Source organism: Rhizobium sp. P1_B8, from assembly GCF_056406515.1.
Map to the genome: position 1 here is coordinate 39,642 of NZ_JBFTZZ010000019.1, position 22,554 is coordinate 62,195.

20 protein-coding genes are annotated in these 22,554 nt (G+C 62.1%); 13 read left to right on the plus strand and 7 right to left on the minus strand.

Going from position 1 to position 22,554, the window contains the following annotated elements; genetic code table 11:
* Positions 1-14: 14 nt before the first annotated feature.
* Genes AC1D2N_RS22455 through AC1D2N_RS22475 form a run of 5 tightly spaced genes read right to left on the minus strand, consistent with a single transcriptional unit; the run spans position 15 to position 6,345 of the window.
* The gene (locus AC1D2N_RS22455; RefSeq protein ID WP_130654021.1) at positions 15-1,247 is read right to left on the minus strand and encodes an amidohydrolase family protein; all 1,233 of its coding nucleotides are present in this window, start codon (positions 1,245-1,247) and stop codon (positions 15-17) included.
* A 9-nt stretch (positions 1,248-1,256) separates the two neighbouring features.
* Positions 1,257-2,606, minus strand: a complete 1,350-nt coding sequence (locus AC1D2N_RS22460; RefSeq protein WP_130654020.1) for an 8-oxoguanine deaminase — start codon at positions 2,604-2,606, stop codon at positions 1,257-1,259.
* Between the two features lie 38 nt (positions 2,607-2,644).
* On the minus strand, positions 2,645-3,841 hold the full coding sequence (locus tag AC1D2N_RS22465; protein WP_130654019.1) for an amidohydrolase: 1,197 nt from the start codon (positions 3,839-3,841) through the stop codon (positions 2,645-2,647).
* Between the two features lie 18 nt (positions 3,842-3,859).
* Positions 3,860-4,897, minus strand: coding sequence for a questin oxidase family protein (locus AC1D2N_RS22470; RefSeq protein ID WP_130654018.1), 1,038 nt, complete (start codon positions 4,895-4,897; stop codon positions 3,860-3,862).
* Entirely contained in the window at positions 4,894-6,345 is a 1,452-nt protein-coding gene (locus AC1D2N_RS22475) for an FAD-dependent oxidoreductase (RefSeq protein WP_130654017.1), read from the minus strand. The genes AC1D2N_RS22470 and AC1D2N_RS22475 overlap by 4 nt, the downstream gene beginning before the upstream one ends.
* Before the next feature lie 209 nt (positions 6,346-6,554).
* Here AC1D2N_RS22475 and AC1D2N_RS22480 point away from each other — a divergent pair, with 209 nt between their 5' ends.
* The 3 genes from AC1D2N_RS22480 (at position 6,555) to AC1D2N_RS22490 (ending at position 9,753) form a co-directional block, all read left to right on the plus strand.
* Positions 6,555-7,841, plus strand: coding sequence for an ABC transporter substrate-binding protein (locus tag AC1D2N_RS22480; RefSeq protein ID WP_018517719.1), 1,287 nt, complete (start codon positions 6,555-6,557; stop codon positions 7,839-7,841).
* A gap of 155 nt (positions 7,842-7,996) precedes the next feature.
* Positions 7,997-8,938: a carbohydrate ABC transporter permease gene (locus AC1D2N_RS22485; RefSeq protein WP_018246773.1), complete on the plus strand. Its 942-nt coding sequence runs from the start codon at positions 7,997-7,999 to the stop codon at positions 8,936-8,938.
* Entirely contained in the window at positions 8,935-9,753 is an 819-nt protein-coding gene (locus AC1D2N_RS22490; protein WP_130654015.1) for a carbohydrate ABC transporter permease, read from the plus strand. The genes AC1D2N_RS22485 and AC1D2N_RS22490 overlap by 4 nt, the downstream gene beginning before the upstream one ends.
* A 13-nt stretch (positions 9,754-9,766) precedes the next feature.
* Here AC1D2N_RS22490 and AC1D2N_RS22495 read toward each other — a convergent pair whose 3' ends face one another.
* Both AC1D2N_RS22495 and AC1D2N_RS22500 read right to left on the minus strand, forming a co-directional pair.
* Positions 9,767-10,915, minus strand: coding sequence for an ABC transporter ATP-binding protein (locus tag AC1D2N_RS22495; protein ID WP_130654014.1), 1,149 nt, complete (start codon positions 10,913-10,915; stop codon positions 9,767-9,769).
* 46 nt (positions 10,916-10,961) lie between these two features.
* The gene (locus AC1D2N_RS22500; protein WP_130654013.1) at positions 10,962-11,747 is read right to left on the minus strand and encodes an SDR family NAD(P)-dependent oxidoreductase; all 786 of its coding nucleotides are present in this window, start codon (positions 11,745-11,747) and stop codon (positions 10,962-10,964) included.
* 161 nt (positions 11,748-11,908) lie between these two features.
* Between AC1D2N_RS22500 and AC1D2N_RS22505 the strand changes: the two genes are divergently transcribed.
* From AC1D2N_RS22505 to AC1D2N_RS22550, 10 genes are all read left to right on the plus strand, one after another.
* On the plus strand, positions 11,909-12,760 hold the full coding sequence (locus AC1D2N_RS22505; RefSeq protein ID WP_130654012.1) for a DeoR/GlpR family DNA-binding transcription regulator: 852 nt from the start codon (positions 11,909-11,911) through the stop codon (positions 12,758-12,760).
* A 67-nt stretch (positions 12,761-12,827) separates the two neighbouring features.
* Entirely contained in the window at positions 12,828-13,628 is an 801-nt protein-coding gene (locus tag AC1D2N_RS22510) for a BtpA/SgcQ family protein (RefSeq protein WP_130654011.1), read from the plus strand.
* Between the two features lie 14 nt (positions 13,629-13,642).
* The gene (locus AC1D2N_RS22515) at positions 13,643-15,124 is read left to right on the plus strand and encodes an FGGY-family carbohydrate kinase (RefSeq protein WP_130654010.1); all 1,482 of its coding nucleotides are present in this window, start codon (positions 13,643-13,645) and stop codon (positions 15,122-15,124) included.
* Between the two features lie 72 nt (positions 15,125-15,196).
* Positions 15,197-16,780 (plus strand): gamma-glutamyltransferase family protein, encoded by a 1,584-nt coding sequence (locus tag AC1D2N_RS22520; RefSeq protein ID WP_130654232.1) that lies wholly within the window; start codon positions 15,197-15,199, stop codon positions 16,778-16,780.
* A 697-nt stretch (positions 16,781-17,477) separates the two neighbouring features.
* Entirely contained in the window at positions 17,478-17,744 is a 267-nt protein-coding gene (locus tag AC1D2N_RS22525) for an acylphosphatase (protein WP_197728295.1), read from the plus strand.
* A 155-nt stretch (positions 17,745-17,899) separates the two neighbouring features.
* Positions 17,900-18,550, plus strand: a complete 651-nt coding sequence (locus tag AC1D2N_RS22530; protein ID WP_130654009.1) for a Rieske 2Fe-2S domain-containing protein — start codon at positions 17,900-17,902, stop codon at positions 18,548-18,550.
* Positions 18,547-19,392, plus strand: a complete 846-nt coding sequence (locus tag AC1D2N_RS22535) for an aromatic ring-hydroxylating oxygenase subunit alpha (protein ID WP_130654008.1) — start codon at positions 18,547-18,549, stop codon at positions 19,390-19,392. The genes AC1D2N_RS22530 and AC1D2N_RS22535 overlap by 4 nt, the downstream gene beginning before the upstream one ends.
* The gene (locus AC1D2N_RS22540) at positions 19,389-20,048 is read left to right on the plus strand and encodes a glutathione S-transferase family protein (RefSeq protein WP_130654007.1); all 660 of its coding nucleotides are present in this window, start codon (positions 19,389-19,391) and stop codon (positions 20,046-20,048) included. The genes AC1D2N_RS22535 and AC1D2N_RS22540 overlap by 4 nt, the downstream gene beginning before the upstream one ends.
* A gap of 1 nt (position 20,049) precedes the next feature.
* Positions 20,050-21,429, plus strand: coding sequence for an amidohydrolase (locus AC1D2N_RS22545; protein ID WP_130654006.1), 1,380 nt, complete (start codon positions 20,050-20,052; stop codon positions 21,427-21,429).
* Between the two features lie 25 nt (positions 21,430-21,454).
* Positions 21,455-22,552 carry a BMP family ABC transporter substrate-binding protein gene (locus AC1D2N_RS22550; RefSeq protein WP_130654005.1) on the plus strand — a complete coding sequence of 366 codons (1,098 nt, stop codon included), beginning with the start codon at positions 21,455-21,457 and terminating at the stop codon, positions 22,550-22,552.
* Positions 22,553-22,554: the final 2 nt, after the last annotated feature.

The window sequence follows — 22,554 nt, forward strand, 5'->3', positions numbered from 1 at the left end:
GACCGGCGACGAAATTAGCCTTCGTGCACGAAAAGCCGAGGGCGCGGTCGCAGGAAGCTCCGGCGGCCATTTTTCCAACCGATGAGCGCGGGCGCGATGGTCGCAACGGCATCAGCAGCCGACGGAGCGTCGAAGAGGACGACATCTGCCCCGCTACCGATCGCAATGCCGTAGCCCTTTATTCCCAGGAGGGTGGCTGCCTGCGCCGTGATCATGGCGAAGACGCCGTCGAGGCCATCGGTGGTGCCGATCTGGGCAATGTTCGCGTAGAGATTGGCCATGCGCATCAGGTTGACGTCGCCGAAGGGCGTGAACGGATTGAGGACATTATTGGTGGAGATGGTCGTCACGACACCGAGTGCTGCCAGGCGATGAGCGGGTGTCACGCCGCGAGGGATGAGAAAGGTCGAATTGCGGCCGGTCAAGAAGAGATCGGTGGCCGGCAGGACGGTCAGCGCGATGCCGCTCTCGGCGAGACGGCGGCCGATCGGCTCCAGCTCTTCCAACGGCAGGGCCGAGAGCTTGGTGACGTGGCCGACCGAGACGCGCCCCTGGTATCGGCGCGCGACGGTCTCGACGATAATGGTCGGAAGATCAGAGCCTGCGGGGTCGAGATCGAAATCGAGGTGGAAATCAACGGCGACGTCATGGCGCATGGCGATGTCAAAGATGCGACGGATGTGTTCGGTCGGCTCGGGATCGGTGTAGGGGCAGCCTCCCACCAGATCGGCGCCCGCCTTCAACGCTTGTTCCAGCATCTCTTCCGTATCGGGATCGTTCGTCAGGCCCTCCTGGGCAAAGGCGCAGATTTCGATGTCGACGAGGCTGGCATAATCCGCCTTCAGACGCCTGATCGCCTCGAAGGAGCGGAACCCGGCGCGTGGGTCGATCTCGACGAAGGTGCGCAGGCGGATGGTGCCGTTGAGGATCGCCTTTTCGACGACCGCGGCAGCACGGGCATAGACGTCTTCCTCGGTGAAGGCCGCCTTGGCCCGGGAGGTTTCGCTGATGGCTTCCGCGAGTGTCCCGGTGCAGAGATTGCAGCGACTGATGATCCCGGCCTTGTCGAGGTGGATATGGGTTTCGATGAGACCTGCACAGGCAAATTTTTCCCCGGCATCATAATGCGGGGCATCGCAGACGAAACCAGGCGCGATCGCCGCGATGCGGCCCGCCTCGAAGGCGATGTCGGTCGGTTCAGTCAAGCCTGCCAGTCGGGCGTTGCGGATGACAAAGTCGATCGCCATGGAGCCTCCTCAGACTGACAGAAGAAAATTGCGGGCGACGCGATTGTGATCGGCCATCAGCGCCTCGATGTCGACACCCGCAGGCATTCCGTCGGCGACGCGCCATTCGCCTGCGATCATGACACGGTCGGCCGTGGTGGCGCCGCAGAGCACCAGGGCGGCCAGCGGATCGCCGGCACCAGAGAAACGCAATTCGTCGAGCCTGTAAAAGGCCAGATCCGCCTGACGGCCCAGCGTGATGCTGCCGATATCGTCGCGGCCAAGCAGCTTTGCCGAGCCAGCGGTTCCCCAGCGAAGCGCGTCGATATGGGTGACGGCTTCAGCGCCGTAGCTGAGGCGGTTCAGCATCAGTGCATGGCGCACGCTTTCCATCAGGTTGGAATTGTCGTTGGAGGCCGAACCGTCGACGCCGAGACCGACCGGCGCGCCTGCTGCTTCCAGCTCGCATGTGCGGCACATACCAGAAGCAAGCACCATGTTCGAGGTCGGGCAATGACAGATGCCGACGCCGTGCCGGCCAAGCTCGGCGATCTCGGCATCATCGAAATGGATGCCGTGAGCAAGCCAGGTGCGGGCATTCAGCCAGTTGCAACGGTCGAGATATTCCACCGGCGTGCAAGCAAATTTGCTGCGGCAATATTCTGCTTCCGTCCTGGTCTCGACCAGATGGGTGTGGAGCCGGCAATCATAGCGTTCAGCCAGTGCTGCTATTTCGCGCATCAGCTCCAGCGTGACGTCGAAGGGCGCGCAGGGTGCCAGCGCCACCTGCACCATCGCCCCTTCGAAGCGGTCGTGATAACACCGAAGCACACGCTCGCTGTCGGCGAGGATCACGTCGTCGTCCTGCACGACATTGGCGGGCGAAATGACACCCTGCTGGTCTTTGATGTTGAGACTGCCTCGCGTCAGCGTGATGCGCATGCCGAGGCGAGCTGCCTCCTCGGCCTCGACATCCATCGCGTCTTCGAGGCCGGCGGAGTAGAGATAGTGGTGGTCGGAGGTGGTGGTGCAGCCGGAAAGCAGGAGCTCGGTCAATGCGAGACGGACGGCAAGACGGAAGGCTTCGGGCGTCATGTGTTTTGCCCAGATCGGATAGAGCGTGCGGATCCATGGCCACAGCGACTTGTTGATCGCAGCCGGATGGGCGCGCGTCAGGGTCTGGAACATATGATGATGGGCGTTGATGAGACCCGGAATGACGACGTGCCGGCCGGCGTCGAAGCGCGCATCGACGGAGTCTGCGGGCTGCCGTCCAGCCGTGACCAGTTCAACGATACGGCCGTTCTCGACGACGATGCCGCCCCCAGCGCCCTCGGCCATGATGGCGAGCGGTGATTGAATCCAGAGACGACCCTTCATCGGTGGTTCTCCCATGCGCACTGCATTGACGGAAAAAATCAGACGATCAGCCGGCCGCCACGGGCGATGATGGCGCCCCCGCGGAAGACGGTACGATCGAGAGGACGGGCAGCGACGGCCTCTGCCAGCGACGCGGCAGGCAAGATGTTAAAATCGGCGGGCGAGCCGGCCTGGAGTGAGCCGACGGGGCGGCCGAGGATCTCGGCCGGCGCCTGGGTTGCCAGGCGGAAGGCCGCTGCCAGATCCTCATCCGAACGAAGATCCTGGCGATCGCAGAGAATGCCGACACGCTCCAGCATATCGCCATTGCCGAAGGGCGACCAAGCGTCGCGGATATTGTCGTTGGCACAGAAGCACCGGACGCCGGCGGCGGCAAGCCGCTTGACTGGCGGCATGGGCACGGGTCCTGGGGCGCTGGTCATGATCGCTACGCCCGACCTGGCGAGTACTGCGGCGGTGCGGCCGAAATCGGCATCCCCCAACTCGCCGAGGCAGAAGGCGTGGCTGACGACCACTTTTCCTTCGAGACCGAGCGCTACCGTGCGGTCGGCGATCTGGCGCAGCTCGAAAGCGCCGAGCGCGCCGCCGTCATGTAGATGGATATCAAGCCCGACGCCGTATTTGCCGGCGACGGCGAAGATCGCATCGAGATGGCCGGTCACGTCGTTATCGATGCCGGCAGGATCGAGGCCACCGACGAGATCGGCGCCGGCGGCGATCGCCGCATCGAGCAGCCCTGCGGTGCCGGGATCGCGGAGCACGCCGGATTGCGGGAACGCAACGGTCTGGATATCGACGAGATGACCATGGCTCTGCTTCAGCGAGAGCACGGCCTCCAGACCCTTCAGGCCAACTTCGGTATCGATATCGACGTGGCTGCGCACGGAGAGCGTTCCATAGGCTGCGAGCTTCTCCAGCAGGGCGCCGCCGCGGGCTTCGACCGATAAAGACACCGTGCGCCGCAGGGATTTTTCCGCCTCGATGCGCTTGGCGACGGTATCGCCGGGGATATGCGGGATGAAAGGCAGTCCGATCAGGGTCTTGTCGAGATGAATATGACCGTCAACGAAAGGATGGCAAAGCAGGCCGCCGGCAGCATCAAACCGCGGCACCGCGGGGTCGATGCCGGACGCCGCATTCGGACCGATCGCGGCGATCCGGTCATTTGCCAGAATGAGCGAGACGATCGCGCCGGCTTCGGTCCTGGCATTTTCGATTACGAGGCTCGGCGTCATCAATCCTTCCATCATCCGCTATGCGATCAGCCCAACCCTGCACGCCGCAACGACGCGATAGAGGGGATCCTTCCAAACCTCTTCCTCCTGCAAGGCGGAAAAAACCAGGCTGACATCGTGTTCGTCGTCCGAAGCGATCGCGGCGCGTTTGATCTCTGCCCAGACGGGCGCCTCTCGACTGCGCATTTCTTCCAGCGCCTCGGCGGTGGGAAGTTCTGGAAAGCCGATCTTCGGCACCAGCGAGGCAATCACCTGCCAGAAAGCGCGGTAAAAGGGCTCGGCATTTTCCAGGTGTAGAGAGACGAGGCGCAGCCAATGCAGGCCAGTGACGGAATGGAGTGCGGAGAAATCCATGGTTCCGGCGAAGAGCGCAAGCGAAGTCGCGGCCATGCGGCGCGGCGTAGCTGCGCCGAAAGCCAGGCGATCGATAACAGGACGGAAGCCCGGAAGGGCAGCGACAGCGCGGATATTATGCCAGAGCAGATCCGTTTCCGGCGCATAATCGCGGATGCCTTCGATATTGCTGACATCGGCAAGCACCCTTCCAGGATCGTCCGTATCGGGAGCGGTGCCGGTCGCGGGGGGAAGCGGCAGATAACAGGCCGCCCAATAGCCAAGCGCGGTGCCGACCTCCTCGTTGTCCTTTTTGAGGACACCATAAGCAAGACGCATCAGCGGATGCATGGCGCTGCCGGCAAGGCCGTTCACCATGGCAGGCAGGTAGGTTCGGATAACGGCATCAATGCCGAGCCGGTGGGTTTCGCCGATGAAGAAGGCGCGGTAATCCGTCTCGCGGGTGCGGTCGCCAAGCGCCTCGGCCCAGGCTGCCCTGAAAATCGGAGCAACCGGCGGCGGCATCGGCTGAAGCTTGTGGCTGTCGCGATACTGCTCGTACCACTGATCCAGCCGTTCCGGCGAGGCACCGAGGCGATCAAGCGCGATCAGCACCATTGGAACATGGTTGGCGAGGAGGTAAGGAAATTCGACACTGTCCTCGCGCGCGCGCGAAAGGATGGTCTCCAGTCCGGAAAATTGAACGGCGGCGGCCTGTCTCATGCCAAAACCTCTCTTGATGTCGTGACGTCATCGTCTATGCCAGGATCGAAATGCGGTTCGTCATAGGCGGCCAATGCTTCAAGATACCGGTTGGAGTCCTCGATGAACAGCGCTTTCACCAGGGCACCGACGATGCGCGGCACGCCGTATTTGAGACCGGTGACGCCATTGCTGATGGGGCCGAGGCTCGCCAGCGCGCCGGCATTGAACATATGGATGCGCGAGACCCAGCCGGCTTCAGCGTGTCTCGGCATAAGTTCGAAACCAGGACCGAGATAGGGATGGTCGGCAAGCATGGCATTCTCTTCTCCCTGCGGCGGCTGGAAACGGTCCTTCCAAAGTGCTGCGGCCTCGGTAAGGCTGGCAAGCTCGGGCCTGAGCGCGAAATTAATCTCGTAACCGGTGCCCAGCAGAAGGTGATCGGCGTGGAAGATGTCATTTGCGGTCGTCAGCTTGATCTTGCCGCCGTCCATCGAGAGTTCGCCGACGCCACAGCCGAGTTGCATGGTAAAACCAGGGTGGCGGCAGGCTCGGTCATACTGCTCCTGCGTCGGCGGCACCTTGAAATTGAGGTAGAGGTGGGCGAAGCGCCAGCGCTCCAGATCAGGCAGGTCGGCGAAATGGCCGAGGAAGCCGGGGAAGTTTGTCCAGGCGAGAACCTCCGTGCGTGGCAGATCGGCGCTCCGCGCAAACATGGTCACCTTTCTGGCTCCTGTCTCCAGGGCCGCCACCGCCCAGTCGAAGCTCGACGTGCCGCCGCCGAGGATTGCGACATCCCTACCCTCGAGGAAATCGATCGGGATCGGCTCATTGCTATGCGTCCAGGTGGATTTCGGCAGCGTCTTGACCATCGCGGGTATGCGCGGACCGCCGCAGCCGTCGATGCCGGTCGCCATCACCAGATGGCGGCAGGTGATCGTACGGCTGGTGCCGTCACCCTTTGTCAGCGTGAGAGCAAGTTCGGCCCCCGCCGGATTTATCGAGGAAAGCATCGTGCCGTTTTCGACGTCGATACCGACGGTCCTTCGAAACCAGACAAGATATTTCATCCAGTCCTGGCGGCTGATCTTGTCGAGCGCCTCCCAGGCCTCCGTGCCGTTCAGCGCTTCATACCAGGAACGCAACGTCAGGCTGGGGATGCCGAGATCCGGGCCTGAGAGATATTTCGGCGACCGCAGCGTCTGCATGCGGGCGCAGGTCACCCACGGACCTTCGCGACCTTCCTCGCTCTGATCGATAAGATGCACCGAGCGGATGCCGCGCCGCTTCAAAGCAAAAGCAATCGACAGCCCGGAGAAGCCGGCACCGCAGATGACGATGGAATGGAAATCGTCTCTGTCCTCGCCGCCGAGCGCCGGCCAGTCTGCGCCGAGCGCTTCGATGCGCGCCATTTCATCATGTGCGCGGCAATCCAGCTCTTTCAGTCGCTCGTCCGGCGTGGTCGTCATCGATGGGCAGCTCGTGCGCAGTGGATAGGACAGTATAGCAATCGTCACTCCCTGCTATTTTTTAAGCAACGCGCATAAAATATGGACATTCATGCGCGAATATGTTTTATTTTGTGATTTTTAATGTTTACAATTTTTTGTCAAGTGCGCTTGAGTGCGATTTTGTTTGATGTATAGTGCCCCGGCCAATCAAAATAAGGGGAGCAAAAATGAAATCGCTCAGCAGTCTCACACAGAAATTGGCGATCGTAGGCCTCGTCTCGGTCGTTTTTGCCGGCTCAGCCATCGGTGCCGACAAGAAGTATGGCGGCATCACCCTCACGCTTGCCTCGCAGAACGACCAGTTTGCCGCGGTCCTGGCGGCCCTTGCTCCGAAATTCACCGAGGAGACGGGCGCTACCGTCAAGGTCGACATTCTCGACTATGGCTCGCTGCTCACCAAGACGACGACCGATTTCGTCGGCGGCACCGGCGGCTACGATCTCGTTACCATGGATATCGTCTGGTCCGGCCAGTATGCCGAGAACAACTATACGGTCGACCTCACCGACTGGATGAAGCGCGATGCTGCCGAACTGCAGCTCGACGACATCTACCCGACGCTTCTCAATGCGCTCGGCCATTGGGGCGACAAGCAAGTCGCTTTCCCCTTCGCCGGTTATGCCAACGTGCTCGCCTATCGCAAGGATCTGTTTGACGCCGCCGGCCTGAAGGCGCCGACGACGATGGAAGAGTTGGTCGAGGCCGCCTACAAGCTGACCGATCCGGCCAAGAAGACCTACGGCTTCGTCGCCAACGGCCAGAAGGGCCCGGCGGTCGCGCAGGACTGGATGCAGTACAATACCGAAATGGGCGGATCGATCCTCGGCTCGGATGGCAAGCCGGCGCTGAATTCCGAAGCCAATATCAAGAGCCTGACCGTCTACAAGGACCTCTTTATGAAGGCGGCACCTCCCGGCGCCGTTGATTACGACTGGGGCGGACGCGAGGAAAGCTTCCGCCAGGGCATTGCCGCGACCATGCAGACATGGTCGGTCGGCGCACCCGGCTACTATGATCCGTCGATTTCCAAGATCGTCGACAAGGTGGCGATCACGACGGCGCCGCGCGGCGCCGGCCTGCCGAAGCTCTACGGCATAGGCGGTTGGGGCATGGCGATCAACGCCGGCATCAAGGACACGCAGAAGGAAGCCGCCTGGGCTTTCATCAAGTGGCTGGTCAGCCCGCCGGTGCACAAGGAATTCAACATGATGGGCGCCGGCAGCTTCCTGCGCAAGAGCGAGATGACCGATCCCGATCTTCTGAATAAGTTCCCCTTCCTGCCCGTCATCGCCGAAACCTTCGAGCATGGCGACGGCGAATATCGTCCGCGCATCCCGCAATATCCGGAGATTCAGGATCTGCTCGGCACCGCCGTCAACGACGTGCTCGTCGGCAATGCCGATCCTAAGAAGGCGCTCGATGCCGCTCAGGAAGCCGCCGCAAAGCTGTTCTGAGAACAAAACAGTTTCCTCCCAGGGGCCGCGCAACCTACGTCGCGGCCCCGCCATTTCCAGACCATTGATCCGATGCGCCTCAGGCTTCATGATCGGGTGAGCCGCGGGCTTGATCCCGGTAGCGCGCATCGAACCAGGAACCTGATGGACATGACGTGACCCTATCCCTCACTTCCGCGCTGAAGCCCACCCCGGCCTTCAGCGTTTCCTATCTGGAGCGCAGGCGGCTGTTCTTCATCCTGATGACACTGCCGGCCGTCATCTACGTGCTGGTCATCGGCGTCTGGCCGCTGGCGCAGGGCATCTGGTTCAGCCTCTACGAATATAATTTGCTCAAACCGGCGCGGACGCATTTCGTCGGCCTCGGCAATTATATCGATCTTCTCTCCGACACGGTGACGCGCGGGGCCTTCGTCAACACTGTCATCTTCACGGTCGGCGCTGTGACTGTCGAATTGCTGCTCGGCTTTGCCATAGCGCTGGCGCTCTGGCGCGATGATCGCTTCAACCGGATCTGTCTGGCGCTGATCCTCATTCCAGTAACGATCACGCCGCTTGTGGTCGGACTGATCTTCCGGGCGCTGTTGCTCGCCGACTACGGGCTCGTCGGCTACTATCTTGCCGAGTTCGGGATTTCCAATCCGCGTGGGCTTTTCGCCAATGCGAACTCGGCGCTAGCAACCCTTATCTTCGTCGACATCTGGGAATGGACGCCGCTCGTGGCGCTGATCCTGCTCGCCGGCCTGAAGGCATTGCCGGGCGATATTCTCGAGGCATCGGAAGTGGATGGAGCGACAGCGTTGCAGCGTCTGAGGATCATCGTCATTCCGCTCATGCTGCCTTCGATCCTGCTGGCGCTGACGCTGCGCACCATCGATGCCTTTCGCATCTTCGACAGCGTCTACGTGACGACAGGCGGCGGGCCGGGCAATGCAACCAACACGCTGATGCTGCATGCGGTAAAGCAGGGGCTTGAATTCTTCAATATCGGCCGCGCCTCGGCGATATCAAATCTGACGCTGATCTGCATCGCCGTGATCGCTGCAGGCTTCATCCTGTTGATCCGCAAGGCGGACAGAAAGGCGAACGGGCGATGAGCGCACGTACTCTCAACCGCATCGGCGAGCGCAGCTTCATCCTTGTCATGCTCGCCTTTTTCCTGCTGCCCTTCCTGTGGCTGGCATCGACCGCTTACAAACCATCGCGCGACATCTTCTCGATCCCGCCGAAACTGACCTTCACACCAACCTTCGAACAGTTCGCGACAGTTTTCCGCCTGTTCGATGTCTGGAGCCTCGTTTCGTCGAGCCTGCTGATTGCCGGCGGTTCCGTCATCCTGTCGCTGCTTCTCGGCGTGCCGGCAGGCTATGCGCTGGCACGCTCGACCAGCCGCTATGCCATTGCAGTTGCCTATTTCTTCATGGCGATCCGCATGGTGCCGGCCGTGGCGGCGCTGATCCCCTTCTATCTGATGATGCGCGATATCGGGCTGCTCGGCAGCTGGATTGCCGTCGTCCTCATCAACGCAATGCTGAATTCGGCCTTCGTCACCTGGATGATGTTTTCCTATTTCCGCAGCCTGCCGAAGGAGCTGGAAGAGGCGGCATTGACAGATGGATGTACGCTCTTCGGCGCCTTCTGGCGCGTGGCGCTGCCGGCGGTGCGCTCAGGCGTCGTCGCCTCTACACTGTTTTGCCTGATGTTTTCCTGGAACGACTTCCTCTATCCGATGTTTCTCACCCGGCTCGATTCCAAGCCGATCTCGGTGGCGCTGCTTTCAGCCTATGGAACGAAGGACATCACCTGGGGCACGCTCGGCGCGCTGGCGCATTTTTCGACGATCCCGATCGTGCTGATCGTGCTCTTCCTCAATCGTTATTTCGTGCAGGGCCTGACAAAAGGCATTCACTAAAGAGACGCTGCGCTCAAGCGCGGATCGCCGCTTCGGTCGCGGCATCGAAGACGTGGATCCGGGCGGGATCGGCGGCAAGCGACAGGCGCTCGCCGATCTTCACCCGGTTGGTGCCGTCAACGATGACGCGCAGCTGCGGGGCAGAGAGTGTCACGTCGTCCTCTTCGGCAGAGAGCGACTTCAACCGGTCGGCGGCTTCGACATCGACGTGGACGAGCAGGTTGGCGCCGAGATCCTCAATGAAGGCGACGGACCCGGCCAAACCACCGGCATCGACCGTCCGGAAGGCTTCCGGGCGGATGCCGAGCACGACGGCACGCCCGGCGGCGGAGGCGATGCGCGGCCGCTCGGCAAGCACCTCGCCCGAGAAAAGGATGGATGCCTGGCCGAAGCGGGCCTCGGGGCCGTTTTCCGTCACGAAGAGATCGGCCGCCAGCAGGTTCATCGCCGGCGAGCCCATGAAACTTGCGACGAAGAGATTGGCCGGCTGATCGTAGAGGCTGCGCGGCGTACCGAGCTGCTGAAGGACGCCGCTCCTCATGACGGCGACACGATCACCCATGGTCATCGCTTCGACCTGGTCGTGGGTGACATAGACCGTCGTTATGCCCGACATCTTCTGCATGCGGGCGATTTCTGCGCGCATTTGGCCGCGCAGGCGGGCATCGAGATTGGAAAGCGGCTCATCCATCAGGAAGGCCTGGGGGCTGCGGGCCAACGCCCGGCCCATGGCGACGCGCTGGCGTTGGCCGCCGGAGAGTTGGGCGGGCTTGCGGGCGAGATAGTCCTCGAGCTCCAGGAGCTTCGCCGTCTCCTGCACCTTGCGGGCGATGTCGGACTTGTCGAGGCCGCGAACGCGAAGGCCGAAGCCGATATTCTCGGCCACCGTCAGATGCGGGTAAAGCGCGTAGGATTGGAAGACCATGGCGATATCGCGGTCGCGCGGGGCAAGATCGTTGACGACGGCGCCGTTGATCGTCAGGCGGCCATCGGTGATCTCCTCGAGGCCCGCGATCATGCGCAGCGCCGTCGACTTGCCGCAGCCGGAGGGGCCAACCAGGACCAGGAATTCGCCGTCGCGTATGGTCATGTTCAGGTTGCGGATCGCCGCATAACCATCGCCATAGCTCTTGCTGATCTGGTCGAAGACGATTTCAGCCATGCTCTTTCCTTGCTGAACGGGAGGCCTGTTGCAGCCCCTGAACGGGTCAGGTCGTGTAGACGCCGCCGGTGACGTTGACGCCCTGCCCGGTCATGAAGCGGGCCGAATTCGAGCAGAGGAAAACGACAACATCGGCCACATCTTCAGGCGTTTCCAGCCGGCCGAGCGGCGTCTGGGCGATATAATCTGCCACGACGCGTTCGGGCGTTACGCCGCGCAGGGTCGCCTCCCAGGCGATCTCGCGCTCCTGCATGCCAGTCTTGACGAAACCGGGGCAGACGGCATTGACGCGGATGCCCGAAGCCGCAAGCTCGCGGGCGAGCGCCTGCGTCCAGCCGAGCACGGCGAACTTGCTGGCGGAATAATGGGCCAGCAGCGGCGCGCCGATTTTTGCGGCGAGCGAGGCGGTGTTGACGATGACGCCGGTACCGATGCTCGTAAAACGGCGCGCGGCAACCTGGTTGGACAGGAAGATGCCGCGAATGTTGACGTCGAAATTATAGTCCCATTCCTCGTCGGTCAGTTCCAGCGCATGCTGCATCGTGGAGACACCGGCATTGGCGCAGAGGATCTCGTAACCGCCGGTCCTCTCGACAACCTCGGAAAAGGTCGCCTCGACCGAGGCTCGCTTGCGAACGTCGATCGCATAAGCAGTGGCGCCGTTGCCGATCTCGGCCGCCGTCTGTTCGGCGGCAGCTAGGTTGATGTCGCAGATCGCCACCTGGATCGACTGGCGGGAGAGCGCGGTCGCGATCGCGCGCCCTATCCCTGTCGCTCCGCCGGTTACGATCGCACGCTTGCCGGATAGTTCTGGAAAGCTCGGAGACTGCATGCCCGCCCTCATCGAATGGAAACATCACCGATCATATATCAACAAAATCATACACAACAAGAGAAATTTATGTTTGAATTTGTTCGACTCATTCGATACATAGAAGGCAACAATCAGTTCGTAGCCACGGGTTGCGACGGCGGGAGGATCAGAACGGTATCATGGACGCGGAACAGCAGATGGTCGCCGCAGCGGAAAAACCGAAGGTTCTGGCCCAGGTGCGGCATGCGCGCATCCTGGAGACACTGGCGCGCAAAGGCGCGGTCTCCGTCAGCGACGTCGCCTCCCAGCTTGCCGTTTCCGAAATGACCGTCCGCCGCGACCTGATCGAGCTCGAGAAGGACGGCAGGCTGGTGCGCACCCATGGCGGCGCAGTGCGCAGAGGCAAGGCCTTCGAGCCGATCGCCAACGAGGCTGTCGACCGCGAAGAACCGACTTTCGAATCCCGACTGACGCGCAATGCCGCCTCGAAGCGAACCATCGCGATGGCAGCCGCAGGCGTTGCTGCCGGCGCGCGAACCCTGGCGCTCGACGTCGGCACCACGACCTATCTGCTTTCCGGCCTGCTGCTCAACCAGCCGCATACGAAGATCTTCACCAACAGTGTGCGCAACGCGATGCAGCTCGGCGCCGGCTCTGGCGAGGTCTACCTGCCGGGCGGGCGCATGCGTGGCGAGGAAATGGCGATCAGCAGCCAGTCCGCCGTCTTGCAATTCGGGGAACTCTGGTTCGACATCGCCTTCGTCGGCGTGTCCGGGATCACGGCGCAGGGAATTTACGACTATTCCTTCGAAGACACCGACATGAAACGGGTTTATCTGCGCCGCGCGACACAGAAGGTGGTGCTTTGCGATTCCAGCAAATTCAAGCGCATGTCGCTGGTGCATATCGCGCCGCTGCAGCAATTCGACATGCTGATCACCGATGCCATGCCGCCGTCCGACCTTGCCGATGCGCTCGCCACTGCCGGCGTCGAGGTGCGCATCGCGCCCGAGGAGCAGCCACTGCTTTGATTGCCCTTTCGCATCCGATCTTCCAGCGGATGCCCGTCCACTCGATTGCGCTTCAGGGAGTTTTCGCATGGTCTTCGACTTTTTCGGCGTCAAGAAGAAAGTAGTCATCGCCATGGCGCATATCGGCGCCCTGCCCGGCTCGCCCGCCCATGACGTCGCCGGCGGGCTGAATAAGCTCGTCGACGACGCGCTTTCCGATGTCGAGAAACTGCAAGCGGGCGGTGTCGACGCCATCATGTTTGGCAACGAGAACGACCGGCCCTACGTCTTCCAGGCGCCGCCGGAAGGACTGGCGGCGATGACCTCGATCGTCGAGCGGGTAAAGCCGCATCTGACCGTACCGTTCGGCGTCAACTATCTCTGGGATCCCTCGGCAAGCGTTGCGATCGGCGCGGTGACTGGCGCGAGCTTCGTTCGCGAGATCTTCACCGGCGTCTTTGCCTCCGACATGGGGATCTGGCAGCCCGATTGCGCCAAGGCGGCGCGGCTGCGGCGCAGTCTCGGCCGCGACGACATGAAGATGCTCTTCAACATCAACGCCGAATTTGCCCATTCGCTGGACCAGCGACCGATTGAACTCAGAGCGAAGAGCGCAGTATTCTCGTCGCTCGCCGATGCCATCTTGGTTTCCGGGCCGCTGACTGGACAGGCAGTCGATCAATCAGACCTGAGACGTGTCTGCGAGACCGTCAGGGATGTCCCAGTCTTTGCCAATACCGGCGTGAACAAGGACAATGTGCGCGACATATTGAGCGTTGCCAGCGGTGTCATCATCGGCACACATTTCAAGGTGGACGGCAATACGTGGAACCCCGTCGACGGCGACCGTGTAAAGCGCTTCATGGAGACTGTCGAGACGCTGCGTTGAACAACGGAACCGCCATGTCCATCACGCTCGGCCTCGATATCGGCACCACCTCCACCATCGGCATCTTGATCGAGTTGCCGAACCGCGTGCTCGGGCTCACCTCACGGCCTTCGACGCTTCATTCACCGCAGCATGGCTGGGCCGAGGAAGACCCGGCGAAATGGTGGGCGAATGTCTGTGAGGTTACCAGGGAACTGCTTGCAACGAGTGGCATTGAGGCCGGACAAATCTCGGCCGTTGGCGTGACGGGCATGCTGCCGGCCGTCGTGCTGCTTGACGACGCTGGCCAAGTGCTGAGGCCCAGCATCCAGCAGAGCGACGGGCGTTGCGGCGAAGAAGTCGAGGAACTTAAGGGAGAGTGGGATGAGACGGATTTTCTCCGCCGGGCGGGAAACGGCATCAACCAGCAGCTGGTGACGGCAAAACTGCGCTGGATCGCCCGGCACGAACCGACGGTCTTCGAGCGCATTGTCACCGTTATGGGGTCCTATGATTTCATCAACTGGAAGCTGACCGGCGTGAAGGCAATCGAACAGAACTGGGCGCTGGAAGCGGGCTTCGTCGATATTAATACCGGCAATCTCGACGACGAACTCATCGGGCTTGCCAGAATTCTGCGGGAGGCCATTCCTGGGAAGGCGGTATCGCATGAGGTGCTTGGCCATGTGACCGACGAAGCCGCCAAGGCGACGGGGCTTGCAGTTGGAACGCCTGTCATCGGCGGGGCAGCCGACATGATCGCGTCGGCTTTCGGCGCGGGGATCAATAAGGCCGGCGACGTGCTGCTGAAATTCGGGGGTGCAGTGGATATTCTGACGGCGACCGATGTCGTGCGGCCCGATCCCCGTATGTTTCTCGATTATCATCTGGTTCCAGGGCTCTATATGCCGAACGGCTGCATGTCGACCGGCGGCTCGGGGCTCAACTGGTTTATCGGCACCTTCGCCAAATACGAGGAGATCGCGGCAAAGGCGGAGGGAATATCCGTGCACCGCTATCTCGACCGGTTGGCCGCGCAATGCGCGCCCGGCGCGGACGGGCTGACAATCCTGCCTTACTTCCTCGGCGAGAAGACACCGATTCACGACGCCGGCGCGCGCGGACTGATCGAGGGACTGACGCTGTCGCATCATATCGGCCATCTCTGGCGGGCGATGCTGGAAGCCTATGCCTATGCGCTGCGTCATCATATCGACGTCCTGAACGACATCGGTCACCCGACGACACGTTTCATCGTCTCCGACGGCGGATCGCAGAGCCGGATCTGGATGCAGATCGTTTCCGATGTGCTGCAGCAGCCACTACAAGGTCTGACCGGCCATCCCGGCTCCTGCCTCGGCGTCGCCTGGGCAGCGGCGATCGGCGCCGGACTGACCGAGGACTGGTCCGGTGTAACCGCCTTTGTCAGCCAGGGTGAAAGTATCGTGCCCAATCCCAACAATGCGGCGGTTTATAACGAGGGCTATCGGACCTATCGTGCGCTTTACAGACCATAGACTCAGCGGAATTCGAGCGCGATGACAGGGATAGACCGGGATCCGACGATGCAGGCAACTGGACGTGGCGGCATGGTGACGAGTCCGCATGCGCTGGCGAGCGAGGCGGGCGCGGCAATCCTGCGGGCCGGCGGCAACGCGCTGGAAGCTGCGATCGCCATCGGCAGCACGATCGCTGTCGTCTATCCGCATTTCTGCGGGCTTGGCGGCGATTCCGTCTGGATTGTTGCCGATCGCAGCGGGCGGAAGACATGTTTTCTCGGCATCGGCCAGGCGGCGCAGAAATTGCCGGATTTCGACGGAAAAATTCCGCTACGCGGACCGCTTTCGGCGTTGACCTCGGCCTGCGCGGTTGATGCGTGGCGGCACGCGTATGACTATTCCGCGCGGCACTGGGGCGGTAAGATCGACTTTCCTGTCTTGCTTGTTGATGCGATCCGCCACGCGGGAAAGGGGTTTCCCATCACGCGCTCGCAGAGCTTCTGGCTTGCCTTCCGGCGGGCGGAAGCGGCCGGCTGGCCGGGTTTTGCGGCGCTTTTCATGGCGGATGGCGCGGCGCCGGAAACAGGCAGCCTGTTCCAGCAGGCGAATTTGGCGCGGTCGCTTTCGCTGATTGCCCGCGATGGGCCACGTTCATTCTACGAGGGCGAACTGGCCGCAAAGATCGCGGCAGGGCTGCAGGCTGTGGGCTCTCCACTGACCAGTGACGATCTTGAGGCGACCCGAACGCGCGAGGTCGCGCCCGTCAGTCTTTCCTATCGGGGATTTGAGCTGCTTGCGCCGCCGCCGCCGACACAGGGTCTCACGACACTGGCGATTATGGGGATTCTCGCCCATTTTGACATTGCCGCCCATAAGGCCGGCAGCGCAGACCATCTGCATCTCTGCGTCGAAGCTGTCAAACGCGCTTTTCTCGATCGCCACAGCATTGCCGATCCCGATGTCGCATCGCAGCCGGTAGAGGAATGGCTAAGCACGCAGCACCTTGCGCAGGCGGCGGCCTCCATCGATCCCGTGCGGGCGCTTGAATGGCCGGCGCCCTTTCGCAGCAGCGACACCGTGTTCTTTGCCGTAACGGATGCCGTGGGCGGCAGCGTCAGCGTCTTGCAGAGCACTTATTTCGACTGGGGCAGCGGCGTGGTTGTCGGCGATACGGGTATTCTCTGGCAGAACCGCGGGGCGGCCTTTTCGCCCGATCCCAAGCATGTCAATGGCATCGCCCCCGGCAAGCGTCCTTTCTACACGTTGAACCCCGGCCTCGGCCTGCGCAACAGCAGGCCGGCCCTGCTTTATGGCACGCAAGGCGCCGACGGCCAGCCGCAGACACTGGCGATGCTGCTGACCCGGCTGATCGACTTTGACGAGGAACCGGCAGCAGCGCTGGCCGGTCCGCGCTTTCTTCTCGGCAAGACATTTTCCGATAGCCGCGACAGCCTGAAGCTGGAAAGCGACGTGGGTGAAACAGTGCTTGCGGAACTGGCCGCTCGAGGCCACGTCCTATCTCCGATCGAAGCGCGGAGCCCGCTCGCGGGACAGGCTGGCGTGATTGCCATCGATGAGAGCGGAATGGCGACCGGCGCGCATGATCCACGTGGCGAGGGCTTGGCGATCGGAATCTCTTCCGTCGCCGACCGAAGCCGGCTCCAGTGTGAGTGAGCGCTGCAAGACGTGTGTCGCGATGGCGATGCCGGCGACGATCAACGGGGATTGATTTCAGGCCAGACGCTCCAGGCGGCTGCGAACCAGCCAACTTCGCGGGCGGAAAGTCACGGCTTTTGTCACAATGCTGACTGGCAGGCGGTGAAGTGACGGGCAACAGCCTCGGCGTGAGCATCGAAGCGCCGGCACAGCGCGATGTTGTGGGGCGTCGAGGCCGGCAGTCCGCGCGGGAGCCACAACTCGACGCGCGCGGCTAGGCTGCGCCATGGGTGCAACCCCTGCAGTGTTACCTCCACCGTGTTGCGTCGCCGGCGGTGCAGCCGCGGGGTGGCGAGGAATCGGCAAAGGTGTTTACGAGCCTGGCGCAGCCCCAGCTGCTGTTCGGCCAGGCATGGAATTGTTGAGCGCGATGCCAATCTCATCATCGGGGCTGTCGGTGGTGGTAACAGCGATACCAGCGGAAGCCGGTCAGAACGACGGCCGCAATCGTTTCCGTAAGCAGCCGGCGAACCAGCTTTTTCACGATATTCGTTTAAATACAAACTTCGCGGTCTCACCAGTCGAAGCTGTCAGGCCTACCGCCGAGGACTTTTGCAAAAGAAACCCCGACGCCATATCCTCGCCTTGACGATGCCCCTTCGCCAAGGTCATTCAGGCGCCAAGGTGTAGCAGAGCAAGGACGGGGATCCTTATGATGGGACAAGATACAACTCACTTCCAGGAGCGGATGACGATTGTCGGTGATCTCAAGGCTGCTTCCTTTGTCCCTTGGATCCGGCGCCATGCCGCCAAGCTAGGCCTCTCGCACACCATATCTCATACGAGTTCCATGCGGATCGAACTTGAGGTTGCTGGGCCGGAGGAACTGATCGACATGATGGAGATGGGATGCTCTCTCGGGCCCATCGACGTATGGGTCGAGAGGATAGATCGCGCGGCGATCAGCGGCGAAAGGACCTAGTATCGGGCTGCGGCGTATTTCCATCGTGCATATTATTTACTCAATGTTGCCAATGCGAAATAATTATGCAAACCTGATAAGGTTGAGCGGAATTGCCGCGATGCCGAGGTGAAGCGTGCTCGACAAGCATATGATTTTGTTTGGGAACTCTAGTCATGCCATCCGCTACGACCGGCTTTTGGACGCCAGTCGCCCTTTCCCGGGATTTGCCGGCCGGAACCGTAATGCCGGCACGGACGGCAGCCGGATCGATTGCCCTGTGGCGCAGCGCTTCGGGGCGCATATCGGCATCGGCGGATCGCTGTCCGCATCGTGGCATGCGCCTATCTCACGGCTTCGTGCGCGGCGAGACGCTTTCCTGCATCTATCACGGTTGGAGCTACGGACAGGCCGGAAACTGTCTCCGCATTCCGGCCCATCCGGGGCTGACGCCACCGGAAACCATCCGCGTCGCCACCCATGACGTCGAGGAAACAGATAACGTGATCTGGGTGGCTGTGGGTACGCCCGCTTCGAAGCCGCCGAAGTTTGATGGCTTCACTCCCTTGCGTTCGCTGACGGCGTTCACCGGCATCGCGGCGATCGAGGCGGCGGCCGGTGCGAAGGCGAGCCCTGACGGTCTTGTCGAGATCGACGCATCCACCGGGGCCGTCTGTCTGTTATTATCCGCTTGGGAAGACGGACAGACGTTGATCCATGTGCTGCTGAAGGCTGACACCGGCCCCGCGGCGGGCATCGGTGCTTCACGGGCGGCCGAGAGCTTGCGCCGCCGGGCTGAAGGTCTTCAGAGGGAGATCGCGCAATGACCATGCAGGCGATGATCGACGAATGGTATCCGGTCGGGCTTTTCAGCCAGCTCGACAGCGCCGGCCGCACAACGGCTCTGATGGGCGAGCCGATCGAAGTGGCGCGCGATGCCGATGGCAATGCGAAGGTGACGGGCGGAGACGGCCGCGTTCTGCCGGTGCGTGTGCGTTACGGTCATGTCTGGTCCTCTCTCGGCGAGCCGAAAAAGGAACTTTTCCCCATTCCCGAGGCCGATCAGCCCGGTCGCCGCTTCGTCGATGTCGGCGTGGTGCGGGTGCGCTGCTCGCCCCTGCGCGCCGTCGAGAACTTTCTCGACATCGCCCATTTCCCCTTCGTCCACACCGACATTCTCGGCGCAGAGCCGCACACCGAGGTCCAGAACTACAAGGTCGAGATCCGCGAGGAAGAAGACGAGGTCTGGGCAACGCAGGTGAAATTCTACCAGCCGCAGGCCGCCAAGTCGGCAAGCGGGGGGATCACCACGGAATACATGTACCGGGTGCCGGCGCCCACCTGCTCCGTGCTTTACAAGACCTGCCCGCCGCGCCCGAGTGAATGGGATGTCATCACGCTCTTCGTGCAGCCGCTGGCTGAGGACCTCTGCGACGTCTGGCCATGGATGGCGCTCTTCGACGACGAAACCGCGATGACCGATCTCATCCATTTCCAGCAGACGATCTTTCTGCAGGACCGTTCGATCCTCGAAAACCAGATCCCGCGGCTGTTGCCGCTCGACCCCGGCATGGAAATCCCGACGCGTGCCGATCTGACATCGATCGCCTACAGGCGCTGGCTGAAGCGCCACAATTATACCTACGGCGCACAGCTGGTGGCGCAATGAAGCTCTACGACTACATTCTCTCGCCCAGTTGCTACAAGGTGCGTCTGATGGCGGCGCTGACCGGCGTGAAGCTTGATCTGCGCCCGGTGGATTTCCATCCCGGCGCCGAGCATCGCGGCATCGAGCTGCTTGCGCTCAATCCGGCAGGCTCCATTCCGATCCTGGAGGATGGCGACCTTATCCTGACGGAATCGTCGGCGATCCTCGTCTATCTCGCCGCCAAGGCAGCACCCGAATGGCTCGGCAACCGCAAGGCCGCGGAAGCGGCGCGGGTGCAGCAATGGCTGTCCTTTTCCGGCCGGCTGACGGCAAGCCTCGGGGCAGCGCGACTCCATGAGATGCTGCTGCGGCCGGGCGATATTGGCGCGTTGCAGGCCCAGGGCATCGCCGCCCTTCGCGAGCTTGAAGCCGGGCTTGTCGAGCAGGGCCTTCGCGGCATGCGTTTCCTCGCCGCCGACCGGCCGACAATTGCCGACATCGCCTGCTTTCCCTATGTGGCGCTGGCTCCCGATGGCGGCGTCACGCTGGATACTTATCCTGCGATCCGGCTCTGGTCCCGGGCACTCCGCGCCCTCGACAGGTTTATCGAGATGCCGGGTATTCACCGGCTGCACGAGTTGAAGCCCGAACCTCAAATCGAACCGGGCGAGGCGTGAGATGGCTGGATATCTCCTGAAGAACTGCGCAGCCGTGATTGTCGACGAGGGCAAGGGACCGGTCGTTCATCGCAATGTCGATCTTCTGACCAGCGGTCCGGCGATCCTGGCGATCGGCGAAAATCTGGAGGCGGACGCGCTCCCTGCCGGCACGACCGTTGAGGATGCTGCCGGCTGGTTTGTCTATCCAGGTCTCGTCAACACCCATCATCACTTCTTTCAGTGCTTCGTGCGCAACCGCGCCGATCTCGACTGGACGAAGCTTTCGGTCATCGAGTGGCTGGACCGCATCTACCCGATCTTTTCGCAGCTCAATGAGGAGTGCTTTTACCACTCCTCCGTCACGGCGATGGCCGAGATGATCAAGCATGGCTGCACCACAGCCTTTGACCACCAGTACAATTTCCCCCGGCACGCCGGAAAACGGTTGATCGACCGCCAGTTCGAAGCAGCCGAGCTGCTCGGCATGCGTTTCCACGCCGGTCGCGGCGGCAACACCCTGCCGAAGTCGGAAGGCTCGACCATTCCCGACGAGATGCTGGAAACGACCGACGAATTCATCGCCGACTGCGCCCGCCTGATCGAGACCTACCACGATACCGGCCCCTTCAGCATGCGCCAGGTCGTGGTCGCGCCCTGCCAGCCGGTCAATTGCTACCGCGAGACCTTCGTGGAATCGGTGGCATTGGCGCGCGATCGCGGCGTCATGATGCATACCCATGTCGGGGAAGGCGAGAGCCCGGTCATTCAGGCTCGCCACGGCATGCGCACGGTCGACTATCTGGAAGAACTCGGCTTTGCCGGGCCCGACGCCTTCTATGCCCATTGCTGGGAACTGACCCACGACGAACTCAGGAAGATGGCGGCCAGCGGCACCGGTGTGGCGCACTGCCCGGAACCGGTCTATCTGGTCGGCGCGGAGGTTACCGACATTCCCGCCATGGCCGCCTTCGGCCTGCGCATAGGCCTCGGCTGCGACGGTGCGGCCTCCAACGACAATTCCAACCTGATGCACTGCCTGCACTCCGCCTATATGCTGCAGTGCCTCGTCTCCTCCGGCCGTGCCCATCCCGTGCCGCCGCCGGTCGATTTCCTCGGCTACGGCACGACAGGGGGTGCCAGCCTGCTCGGCCGGCGCGATATCGGCCGGCTGGCGCCCGGCATGGCCGCTGACCTGTTTGCGATCGACACCCGCCGCATGGATTATGTCGGCACGCGGCACGATCCGCTGAGCCTGATTGCCCGCGTCGGCATCGGCATGGCGACCGATATGACCATGATCAATGGCCGCATCGTCTGGCAGAAGGGCGAATTCCCCGGTCTCGACGAGGCCAAGCTGTCAGCCGATGCCGAGGCCGCACTATCCGCCGTGGAATTTTAAAAAACCAAAAGAGGGAACTGAGAACATGACCAAACTGACCCGCAGAAACCTGATGACGGCCACTGCCGCCACCGGCCTTGCCGGCGTGCTCGGCAGCCGTCTTGCTTTGGCCGCCGACGAGCCGCTCGGCATCACGCTCGTCGTCCCGTCGCCGATCGGCGACGTCGGCTGGGGGCATGCACTTGCGGCCGGTCTCGAGCCGATCAAGGCCGCTTACGGTGACAAGGTGAAGGTCACCGTGCTCGAGAATATCGCCGAAGGCCCGGACGCCGACCGCATCATGAACAAGACCGTCGCCGACGGAAACAAGTTCCTGGTTGCCGGCTCTTTCGGTTATCAGAACGGCGCCCTGCAGATCGCCCGCCGCGACCCGAGCGTCACGGTCCTGCATGCTTCCGGCTTCCAGGTCGCTCCGAACTTCTCGCCGTTCGCTGCCAAGTATTTCCAGGGCACCTATCTGCTCGGCATGGCTGCCGCAGCACTTTCCAAGACCGGCAAGCTCGGCTCCGTGTCCGCCTTCGCCATTCCCGAACTCATCACTTCGATCAACGCCTTCACCCTCGGCGCCCAGGCCGTCAAGCCCGATATCGAGGTCTCGGTGGTGTGGGTGAACTCCTGGTTCGACCCGGCCAAGGAGCAGGAAGCCGCCAAAGCCTTGATCGCGCAGAAGTGCGACGTGATCTTCTCCAACGCCCAGGACACGCCGTCCGTCATCTCGGCCTGCGAGGAAGCCGGCGTCTACGCCTTCAACCTCAACTCCTCGATGAAGAAATACGCACCGAAAACCTATCTCGGATGCATCTCGACGGACTGGTCGCCGTTCTTCAAGGCATCGGTCGACGCCCATCTCGCCGGCACGTTCAAGGGCGCCAATGCGTTCCTCGGCGTCGCCGACAAGGTCGTCGAAGTGGTCGATTGGAATCCGGATGTTCCGGCAGACGTGATGGCCAAGATCAAGGAGATCGAGGCAAAGATCGCCGACGGCAGCTTCTCGCCCTTCACCGGGCCGATCACCAAGGCCGACGGCAGCGAGGGTGTCGCATCCGGCGCAACCATGGCCGACCCCGAGATCATCGCCATGAACTGGCACGTCAAGGGCGTGTCCACGCCGTTGACGAAATAAGT